The 11190-nt window shown below is 41.3% G+C and carries 7 protein-coding genes; 2 read left to right on the top strand and 5 right to left on the bottom strand.

The features are described from left to right. Positions 1–270 precede the first annotated feature (270 nt). Together clpB and gloA are read right to left on the bottom strand one after the other, a co-directional pair. Positions 271–2913, bottom strand: coding sequence for an ATP-dependent chaperone ClpB (gene clpB / locus ACM0OY_RS07675; protein WP_414568258.1), 2643 nt, complete (start codon positions 2911–2913; stop codon positions 271–273). Between the two features lie 302 nt (positions 2914–3215). Beyond that, positions 3216–3650 carry a lactoylglutathione lyase gene (gloA, locus tag ACM0OY_RS07670; protein ID WP_414568257.1) on the bottom strand — a complete coding sequence of 145 codons (435 nt, stop codon included), beginning with the start codon at positions 3648–3650 and terminating at the stop codon, positions 3216–3218. A gap of 264 nt (positions 3651–3914) precedes the next feature. Between gloA and ACM0OY_RS07665 the strand changes: the two genes are divergently transcribed. Together ACM0OY_RS07665 and ACM0OY_RS07660 are read left to right on the top strand one after the other, a co-directional pair. Continuing rightward, entirely contained in the window at positions 3915–4577 is a 663-nt protein-coding gene (locus ACM0OY_RS07665; protein ID WP_414568256.1) for a class I SAM-dependent methyltransferase, read from the top strand. Positions 4578–5444: 867 nt separating this feature from the next. Further along, a complete protein-coding gene (locus ACM0OY_RS07660) occupies positions 5445–5786 on the top strand; it encodes a hypothetical protein (protein ID WP_414568255.1) in 342 nt (113 codons plus the stop codon). 38 nt (positions 5787–5824) lie between these two features. On the opposite strand, the gene ACM0OY_RS07655 is transcribed toward ACM0OY_RS07660, so the two are convergent. The 3 genes from ACM0OY_RS07655 to ACM0OY_RS07645 all read right to left on the bottom strand — a co-directional run bounded on the left by ACM0OY_RS07655 (position 5825) and on the right by ACM0OY_RS07645 (position 11073). After that, entirely contained in the window at positions 5825–6937 is a 1113-nt protein-coding gene (locus ACM0OY_RS07655; protein WP_414568254.1) for an amidohydrolase family protein, read from the bottom strand. A 119-nt stretch (positions 6938–7056) separates the two neighbouring features. Further along, positions 7057–9630 (bottom strand): GAF domain-containing protein, encoded by a 2574-nt coding sequence (locus ACM0OY_RS07650; RefSeq protein WP_414568253.1) that lies wholly within the window; start codon positions 9628–9630, stop codon positions 7057–7059. 93 nt (positions 9631–9723) lie between these two features. Next, a complete protein-coding gene (locus tag ACM0OY_RS07645) occupies positions 9724–11073 on the bottom strand; it encodes a glutamine synthetase family protein (RefSeq protein WP_414568252.1) in 1350 nt (449 codons plus the stop codon). Between the last annotated feature and the right edge of the window lie 117 nt (positions 11074–11190).

Here is an 11190-nt window from a genome sequence, read left to right as displayed (position 1 = left end):
ATATTCGTGAATGAGTCTTTGATATTCGCGGACGAGTCTTTAATATTCGTGAATGAGTCTTTGATATTCGCGGACGAGTCTTTAATATTCGTGAATGAGTCTTTGATATTCGCGGACGAGTCTTTGATATTCGCCGAGGAGTCTTTGAGCTTCATTAAGGAGTGAGTATTTTACATAAGAGCGATGGACAAAGAGAAGTCTGAGTAGAGGAAACCTCTGCTCAGACTTCGGGGTTTTGTCTGGGGGAACTGCGAGTCCTATTTACCAGGTCTACGTAGCAATCTGTGTTACTGACACCTTCACTGGCACTTTTTTACTGAAAGACAGACCGTTTTCACTTTTGTCAATAACAATCGTGTCTCCAGAAATAAAGGTATTTTCCAATAACTTGGTAGCAAGGGGGTTTTCTACTTCTCGCTGAATTGCGCGTTTGAGTGGGCGGGCACCGTAAACTGGGTCATAGCCTGCTTCTACGAGGTAATCACAAGCACCTGGGGAGATTTCAAAGAAGATTTTTTGATCGCGGAGGAGATTTTCTACCCGTTTGAGTTGAATGCGGATAATATGCCGCATTTCGGAACGGCTGAGGGGATGGAAGAGAATTAAATCGTCAATGCGGGTGAGAAATTCGGGGCGAAAATGCGATCGCAAGTTGTCCATTACCCGCTTCCGCATGGTTTCATACTTGGAATCATCACCTGATACATCTAATATATGTTCGCTACCAATGTTACTGGTCATGACAATAACAGTGTTGCGAAAATCTACTGCTCTCCCTTGAGAGTCAGTAATTCTGCCGTCATCTAGTACCTGCAATAAAATATTAAACACATCGGGATGCGCCTTTTCGACTTCATCCAACAACACCACTGAGTAGGGACGACGGCGAACTGTTTCGGAAAGTTGACCGCCTTCTTCGTAGCCGATGTATCCAGGAGGCGCTCCCACCAGCCGCGAAACTGAGTGTTTTTCCATATACTCAGACATATCGAGGCGGATTAATGCATCGTCAGAATCAAAGAGAAACTGAGCTAAAGCACGGGCGAGTTCGGTTTTACCTACGCCTGTTGGCCCCATGAACAAAAATGAACCAATGGGACGCGAGGGGTCTTTCATTCCCGCACGGGCGCGACGAATTGCGGCTGCTACGGCTTCTACAGCTTCTTCTTGGCCGATGACTCGTTGATGCAAATGACTTTCTAGTTGGAGTAATTTTTGGCGTTCCGATTCCAACAAGCGATTGACGGGAATTCCTGTCCACTTGGCGACAATTTCAGCAATATCAGCTTCGGTGACTTGTTCGCGCAGCAAAGTAGAACCAAGGCTTTGAATTTCTAAAAGTTTCGCTTCTTTGGCTTCGCGATCGCGTTGTACTCCTTCCAATTTGCCATACTTCAGTTGGGCAGCTTTATTCAAGTCATAGGCACGTTCTGCTTGTTCAATTTGCACTCGCAGCGCATCTTCTTCTTTCTTTAAAGCACTTATCGCTTCTAATAGCTGCTTTTCACCTTGCCATTGATCGTTAAATATATGCTGTTTTTCCGTTAAATTGGCGATTTCTTGCTCAATTCGCTGCAAACGTTCTTTGGTTTGCGGAGTACCCTTTTCTTCGCCAGCTAATGATAGCTTTTCCATTTCTAACTGCATGAGGCGGCGATCGATGGTTTCTAGTTCGGCTGGCTTGGAGGTAATCTCCATTTTCAGTTGTGCGGCTGCTTCATCTACTAAGTCAATGGCTTTATCTGGTAAAAAGCGATCGCTAATATAACGTGCTGACAAAGTTGCTGCTGCTACCAAAGCCGAATCAGAAATTTTGACGTTGTGATGGACTTCATAACGTTCTTTCAAGCCCCGAAGAATGGAAATAGTATTTTCCACAGTTGGCTGATCGACAAATACTTGCTGAAAACGGCGTTCTAAGGCAGCATCTTTCTCAATGTGTTTGCGGAACTCATCTAAGGTTGTGGCGCCAATGCAACGCAGTTCTCCCCTCGCCAGCATGGGTTTGAGTAGATTTCCCGCATCCATCGCCCCTTGTTGATTGGAACCTGTGCCGACTACGGTGTGCAATTCGTCAATAAATAGGACGATTTGACCGTTTGATTCCATGACTTCCCGGAGTACAGATTTCAAGCGGTCTTCAAATTCACCCCGGTATTTAGCCCCAGCAATCAAACTACCCATGTCCAAAGAGATTAACTGGCGATTTTTCAGCGATTCGGGAACATCACCGTTAACCATTCGTTGTGCTAAAGCTTCAGCGATCGCAGTTTTACCTACGCCTGGTTCACCAATCAATACCGGATTATTTTTGCTGCGACGAGACAACACCTGAATTACTCGGCGAATTTCGTCGTCCCGTCCAATCACCGGGTCGAGCTTCCCAGATTTTGCCTGTTCTGTCAAGTCTCTACCAAACTTTTGTAAAGCTTCATAGCGGGATTCTGGATTTTGATCTGTTACCTTTTGGCTACCGCGAACACTTTTGATCGTAGCTTCTAACTTTGCTGCATCCGCATTAAAGCCTTTGAGTATCCGCCGTCCAACGCGTTCATCCTCAGCAAAAGCTAGCAGCATGTGTTCCACAGAAATGTAGGAATCTTTCATCCTGGCTCTAACTTCTTCGGCTTGGTCTAGTAAAACATCTAAACTGCGACCAAGGTAAAGCTGATCGCTTTTACCAACTTTCGGCTGACGTTGGGTAAAGGCTTCTAGTTGTTGCTGCAAGCGGATTGGATCGACTTCAGACCGAGCCAGAATACGTATTGCTAAACTAGTGGGTTCTTCTAACAGGGCAATAATTAAATGTTCAACATCTAGTTGCTGTTGTTGATAAGCACGAACTATATCTTGAGATTTAACAATCGCTTCCCAGGCTTTGTCTGTAAATTTATTAGGATCTGTAGGTTGCATCTTTTAGAATTTTCGATTTGAGATTTTTATTTTAGGGAGTGGGGAGTGGGAATTGGGGACTGGGGATTGGGGATTGGGGATTGGTACTGAGAAAGTATTCCTATAATATTTATTTCCTATTTCCTATTCCCTAGTCCCCAGTCCCTAATACCCAATCTCCACCTATTCCCTAATTTAAAACGAAAACACGGTTATAAGCGTAGTTTGCCAAATGGTGCTACTGGAGCGATGTCGACGACAGGCTACGGCTACGCTGTTGATGTCGCACATCAATGACAGTATATAGATTATGACTGTGAGAATTACTGACTTACAAGTTGCTCTTGTGATTCCTGTTTGATGGCCGATCCTTGAGTTCCCAGTTGAATCAGTTCAATTTTATACCCGTCTGGATCTTCTACAAAAGCAATAACTGTTGAACCATGTTTCATTGGCCCTGGTTCTCGCACGATTTTACCGCCCTGATTGCGAATTTCTTCACACTTAGTGTAAATATCATCAACACCAAGAGCAATATGACCGTAAGCATTACCCAATTCGTATTTTTCTACTCCCCAGTTGTAAGTTAATTCAATCACTGTATTATCGCTTTCATCACCATAGCCCACAAAAGCTAGGGTAAATTCTCCTCCTGGATAATCTTTTCGCCGCAGTAATTTCATACCCAGAACTTGACAATAAAATTTTAACGACTCTTCAAGGTTACCCACCCGCAACATTGTATGTAGTAATCGCATATTGACCTTAGTGTGTTGAGTTTTGCTTTCTGCCAACATTTTACAGAACTTGCTAACAAAGCCCATCCATTGAAGGTGTATGATTGCCGAAAAGCTCAAATTCTTAAGCTAGAAAAGTAATTAAGGATTACGAAAAAATAAATTAATATTACTTGTGAGGTGGGGAATGGGAAGCGGAGGGGAAAATTGCTAGCTCCTAACTTTTAATGGGCTAAACCATAGCTATCCGCTAACAGCACTCCCAATGACCAATACTCCAATATCATGACAACTCAAACACTAGGACTCGAACAAAATTTATATGACTATTTACTGTCAATTTCTCTCCGAGAACCGGAAATTTTAACTCAACTGAGGCAAGAAACAGCCCAGCATCCAGTAGGTAGAATGCAGATTGCTCCCGAACAAGGGCAGTTTCTCGGATTGCTGGTGCAGTTGTTGGGAGCAAAGAAAACTTTGGAAATTGGTGTTTTTACAGGCTATAGTGCTTTAGTGGTGGCATTGGCGTTACCGAAGAACGGTAAGATAGTAGCCTGTGAGATTAGTGAAGAATTTACAGCGATCGCTCGGCGTTATTGGCAACAAGCAGGAGTCGCAAATAAAATTCAGCTACACATCGCTCCCGCTTTGGATACTTTAGATTGGCTATTGGCGACAGGAGAAGCAGAAACTTTTGATTTTGCTTTTATTGATGCAGATAAAAGCAACTATGATGCCTATTATGAGCGATCGCTGCAATTAGTACGTCCAGGGGGATTGATTGCGATCGATAATGTCCTTTGGTCGGGCAGAGTTGCCAACCCCCAAGTCCAAGATAATAGAACTAAAAGAATTCGTGCTTTTAATCAGAAGTTACATCAAGACGAGCGAGTTAGTCTAAGTGTAATTGCGATCGCCGATGGCTTGACTTTGGCGCTGAAAAAATGATCCTTTCAGCAGATTTTTTTAAAGTTGATGATGACCTACAAAAGAATTAACTTAAACTCAAATCAATAGTTATATTAAGTTCGGATCATTACTTACTATTCAAAACTCTCCGCTTCCCCTGAAGTTCAGGGTGTCGGCTTCTGGCAATCCGACTTCTCTCCCTGTCAGTCAGAATGATAAGTTTTTAACCGAACCCGATATTAGCGAGGTTTATTGTCAATTTTTCAATCTCAGTATTAACTTCCATCATTTTTATTTATTAATTTAAAAACTAAAAACATTTGTTTTTATCTCAGGATTTTCCTAACATATTCTTATGGCAATCTAATTAGCTAAAACCAAGCTAAATTTTAGCTGTTGATTCAAGTAAAAAAACTGGAAAATACCATAATTCCAAATATAGCGGGTTTCAAGAAGAGTGAAGTATAAATTATAGGTGTGAAAGCTAAGTCGAGAGCCTATTATGATTCTGAGTCATGACGCCTCGACAGAACGTTTTTACTCTTTAATCAAGTCTAAATATATTGTTATGGGGAGTGATTTTATGCTAAAAATTCCTAGATGTTTGCAAGTCAAAAATAACAACAATCAGACATCAACAAACACAGCCAGAAATTTGAAAATTTTACCTCAATATTCTTCAAATGTTAATTACCTCAAAACATTTGATACTGCTTTTATTGCATATTACATGATGGGGTTTGGTAATTTTTAAGATTTTATATTAGCTACAGTAATCCTAAATTATTTTCTAACATCTTCTTTGCTTTTTTGATATAGCTCTCAGAATTATATTGAGAATCTATTATCTAGGATTGCTGTAACTACTTTCGCGCAAACAAAAAACTTTCTGATGAGGATAAATTTATGAAATTCACAGCTTTAATAAATTCTGCGCTAATTATTGCCTCTATTACTTTTATACCTGGAATTGCTGGCGCTCAAACAGTCAATAATAATGGCAGTTATCTAAAACCCTTCAATATTGTCTTTCTGGCTTATCAAGGTTATTTGGAAGGACAGGGTATTCCCAGTATGGGCACTTTGTTATATGAATACCAAATAGGAAAGGTGACTGCAAAAGATGTAGTTGAGGCTGGTGTTAAGGCTAACAAGTTACCAGCAGAAGTTATAAATGATGAATATTACCTGAGTGCGGTTGAGTTGCAACTGTCATCATTGGGCAATGGCAATAAATTACGTAACTAATACCATTTTGGATTGTGAACGCGAGGGTGCCTAATCGCTCACCGATACAAAGCCAAGGCATTTTGACGTAAAATTGCAAATGCGATCGCTTCTGCTTGAGTTGTAGTAATATCCGAATCTTGAATTGCTTGTTCTAGCACTTCTTTTAACAGCTGACGCCCCCATTTTGCGGCCAAGTAATATAACTCTGGAATTGAGTGTGCATCAGAGGAATACATCAATTTACTTGTAGGAGTTAATTCTAATAATTGGCGTATTGTCTCCCGCATTCCAGATACACTTAAAAATGGTATTGCTAAACCAAAATCTAAATAAACTTGAGGGTAAACAGAAGCCAGATATCCAGCTTCTCGCATATAAGGATAGGAAGCATGTAGCAGTACAATGGGTGCATTGCGATATTGGGGTGATTCTAGGAGCGATCGCAAATGCAAAGGATTCGCTAATCGTAAATCTAAATCAGGATCGCCATAACCAGTATGCAATTGCACTGGTAGGCGATATTTAGCCGCAATTAATAACGCTTGTTGTAAAAGAAAATCAATCAGCGGTTTGTTTACAAGCCGCATAGCTTGATTTTGCAGCTGTTGTTTGAGGTGATAAAAGTTACTAGCAGCCACATCTACAGCAACAGGTTGAATGTCTAAACCAGTGCGGTAACAAACAATGCTTTTAAAAGCGACAACTCCATTTGGTGGCGGGTCAAGTTGGCTGTTAAATGTTTGGAGGAAAGCGTCAAAATCTTCTATTTGAGGAATTAGCTGTTCTGCTAATACTTCCAAACGCAAAATCCTTTGCACTGAAACAAATCTTTCATGCCATGATAGAGGCAAAATATTTTCTGACTCCAATCCATCATCTAAATAAATTGCTTGTAAGTTGGCAGCGCTGAAATATAGTTGTGTTAAATTTTCTAGTCCCAAGCTTTCGCGACGTGCCAAAATTGCTGTTTCCTGCGCTTCACATTCTAATAAATTGGCAATCTCTCGGAGGCTGCGCCGATAAAAAAAAGTTTGGCGGGCATGATAATTGATAATCTCCGAATCATAACCTTCGGTAAAAGCAGCAGCATAAGGATAACGGGCAGCTATTTCAGGTCGTAACAGGTTGTGCGCGTGTTGGTCAATTAGGGGAATGTCAGCAAGATTCATTGGTAATACATTAGCTTTCCTTTACGTAGAAGCAGAGTATATCCTTTAGTAGTGTTGAGTATTAGCTCATAGTTATAGCAGGGAACAGACAATAGGCAACTCAGCACTTTTTTGGTCAGTTAGTTAGTTTCAGCAGTTTGATATGCTTGTAGGAGCCTAGCATGATCGAGAGTAAATCCTACTTGCATAGCTATCTGGGCAAATAAATCAATCTCAGGTTGTTGCCAGTCACGGGGGGCAGAACACTGATGTCCAATCAACAAGCCAAATAGCTGCTCATCTTTGATAATGGGTGCTACTAAATTTGCTTTCACGGCAAAAGATTCCAGCAGGCTAATATGACAATCAGCCAAACCTGCCTGATAAATGTTCTTGATTGCTACAACCTGACCAGATTGGTACTTTTCTACATAGCTTTGAGTGAAACAGGGGTCATGGATTTTAGACCGCAAAACTTTGGGATAACCCGGAACCACTGATTCGGCAATTATAATTCCGAACCAATTTGCGTAAAAGCTATAAATCAGCACTCGGTCAATACTAAGTGCTTTGCGAACTTCTTCCACGGTGGTTTTGAGGATATCCTCTTCTTTGAGCGATTGGCGAATACTCCGGGTAATTTCTATAAATAGCTGACTTCGCATACTTTCAGCATTGATTCGTTGCAGCAGCCTAGCATGGTCAAGAGCAAATCCCACTTGGATGGCTATTTGGGCAAATAAATCAATCTCAGACTGTTGCCAATCACGAGGTCTGGAACACTGATGTGCAATTAACAAGCCAAATAGCTGTTGGTCTTTAATAATGGGTGCGACCAAATTTGCTTTCACAGCAAAGGATTCCAGCAGGCTAATCTCAGAATTATCCAAACCGATTTCATAAATGTTGTTTATCGCTAGAACGCGACCGGATTGATAGTCTTGTAAATAGCCTTGACCCAAACATGGGTCTTGGATTTCAGCTCGTAAAATTTTTGGGTAGGTGAGAACAACTGATTCGGCAATTACAGTTCCAGACCAATTAGCATTAAAGGTATAAACTAGTACTCTATCAGCGCTAAGTAATTTACGAACTTCTTCTACGGTGGTTTTGAGGACATCCTCTTCGTTGAGTGATTGGCGAATGCTGCGGATAATATCCGCCAGCAACTGACTTTGCACACCTTCAGCCTCAATTCGTTGCAGCAGTCTGGCATGGTCGAGAGCAAATCCCACTTGCATCGCTATCTGGACAAATAAATCAATCTCAGGCTGTTGCCAATCACGGGGTCTGGAGCATTGATGTGCAATTAATAAGCCAAATAACTGTTGATCTTTAATAATAGGGGCGACTAAATTTGCTTTGACAGCAAAGGATTCCAGCAGGTTGATGTGACAATCAGTTAGACCAGCTTGGTAAATGTTGTTTGTGGCTTGAACGCGACCAGACTGATACTTTTCTACATAACCTTTAGTAAAACATGGGTCTTCAATTTCAGACCGTAAAACTTTTGGATAACCTGGAACCACTGATTCGGCAATTATAATTCCAGACCAATTAGCATTAAAGGTATAAACGAGGACTCGATCAGTGCCAAGTACTTTGCGAACCTCTTCCACAGTGGTTTTCAGGACATCTTCTTCGTTGAGCGATTGGCGAATGCTGCGGGTAATTTCTATAAATAGCTGGGCTTTATTTGCTTTAGTATCTACCTGTTCTAAAACCGTGGCGTAGTCAAGAGCAAATCCCATTTGCATAGCTATTTGAGCGAATAAATCAATCTCAGATTGTTGCCAAAAGCGAAGTCTAGAACACTGATGTGCAATTAATAAACCGAATAGCTGTTTGTCTTTAAGAATAGGTGTTATTAAACTAGATTTGACAGCAAATTGCTCCAGCAACTCAATATCACCATCAGTGAGATTGGATTGATGGATATTATCAATGGCACGGTTACAACCATTCTGGTATTTTTCTATGTACCCTGCCTCGAACCCAGGATCAGAAACTGTAAGCCCTAATATTTTCGGTAAACCTGGTGCTACTGATTCTGCGATAAAGGTTCCATTAGAGTTGGAATCGAAGGAAAAAATAGTTACGCGATCGAGACTTAAAGCTCTGCGAATTTCTTCTGAGGTAGTTTTGAGAACATCTTCTTCATTGAATGATTCTCGAACCCAACGGGTAATTTTGTTCGATAGTTGCGAGTAATCAGTTTCGCCTTCTTTATCCTGTTGCAAAACTGAAAGTAATTCTGTGAATAAGCTGATGTTTCTCTCTAACATCACTAATTCATCTTTGCTGGCGATGTAAACTTGAGTAAAATCGCTGTCTGGACGTAGCCTATTTTTAATAGTGTTAGTAGTTTCAGCAGCGTTTTTGATTCGAGTAATAGTTCTATTAACTACAAAAGTTGCGATCGCACCTGCCAAAACTGCTGTTACTCCCATACCAGTTAACAAGAGTGATAGTTGTCTTTGTAGAGCTAGTTCAGTTTCTGTTGAACTTTTCCCACTCTCTTGTCTGACTTGTGGGATTTTTTTGGTAATTAAATCAGTTCCATAGTAGTAAGTAGCTGTTCCAATTGCAACCACAGGTAGGACACTGATACCGAGTGCCCAAATTATAGCTTTAGTCTTTAAACTCCATTTTTGTTGCCACAGGTTTTTTTGACGATTTCGTCTTGCTTGGTTTTCAGAAAAAGACTGATTCATAAATGAAACCTGGATGCGTTGCAATTTAGAAGATCAATTAAATAACCTCTTACTTATAATTACCTAAAAATTACAGTGAAAACCACTATAAGGTTAGTATTTCTCTAATAAAAGTTTGACTTCTGCTTGCAATTCCCAATCTTTCATAGCTTCCCACTCAGCTTGACGCACTGCTAAAAAGGCTGGTGACAACTCTGGGTTTAAAGCGTTTAAAAGCATACTATCCTGTTTGAAATATTGTAAAGCTTCCCCCAAGTTTTGTGGTAAAAGGTCAATACCATTGGCCTGACGTTCTTCAATTGGTAAATGTCCGGGGTCTTGTGTAACGGGGTTCCCTGGTTTGAGAGTTCGTTGCACACCGTCAAGTCCGGCGGCGATCGCAGCACCTAAAGCGAGGTAAGGATTGGCTGATGCATCAACGGTTTTTAACTCGAAATGGGTGGAACCATTAAATGCAGGATTGCTTGGTACTCTCACGGCAGCTTCACGGTTGTCTAGTCCCCAACAACGAAAAGCACCACTCCAACAGTGGGGACGGATGCGACGGTAAGAATTAGTGCTAGGGGTAGTCAAAGCCATCAGTGCGGGCAGATGGTCTAGTATGCCAGCGATAAATGCTTCACCGATCTGGGAAACGCCGCAGATACCTTGGGGGTCTGGTAAGAGATTTTGACCGTTACGCCAAAGGCTAAGATGGATGTGACAACCGCTACCAGCGGCATCGGCAAAAATTTTCGGTAAGAAAGAGGCTGTGAGGTTGTGTTGATGAGCGATCGCTCTGACGGTTTCTCTAAAAGTAATCTGCCAGTCTGCTGCCCGTAAAGCATCAGTATATCGTATGGAGATTTCCTGTTGACCAGGGCCAGATTCTGGATAATACTGCTCTACAGGAATTCCTTGGCTAATGAGTGCTTCAGCAATCTCATCAATTACTGCTCGATTTCTATCCATTGCTTGGGTAGAAGCAAAAACTGTAGAATCTGCGGCTACAATTCCCTCTGATGTTTGCCGTAACAGATAAAATTCATTTTCAAATGCAGCGCGAATTTCTAAACCCTCGCGTCTGGCGGCTTCAATCATCCGTATCAAAAAATTACGCGGACACAACGCCCAAGGAGTCCCATTAAGTACCATGTTTCCTATGACACGAGCATGGCCAAGAGCATAGGGTAAAGGAGTGAAGCTAAACCAATCTGGTACTAAGCGGATTTCGCCTACTGGGCTGAGACCAGTTTCGGGAATAACAGCATCATACATTACTGGTACTCCCTGTTGTCCCGCAGAAATCCCGACACCATAGTCAAAGTAGTGAGATAACATTTCCACATGAACAGCTTTGGCACGAATGATGTTGGCGTTATCACACCAAAGGATGCGAACAAACTTGATTCCGGCTTCTTGAAGAGATTTTTTGACTTTTTTAAACGTTTTATTTGCTGCCATTTTTGAAGAAGACGCGGGGACTTGGTGAAATTATCGTGTTTTTGAGTTGATTTGACAAATTTTTATTTGCAATTTCCTACTCAAGTTAGAATAACTAAAAATATGAGGACAAGAAAA

Source organism: Nostoc sp. CCY 9925 (assembly GCF_963920935.1).
Lineage (GTDB): Bacteria > Cyanobacteriota > Cyanobacteriia > Cyanobacteriales > Nostocaceae > Nostoc.
The sequence above is the reverse complement of the archived record's forward strand: the minus strand, read 5'-3'. Positions and strand labels throughout refer to the sequence as shown.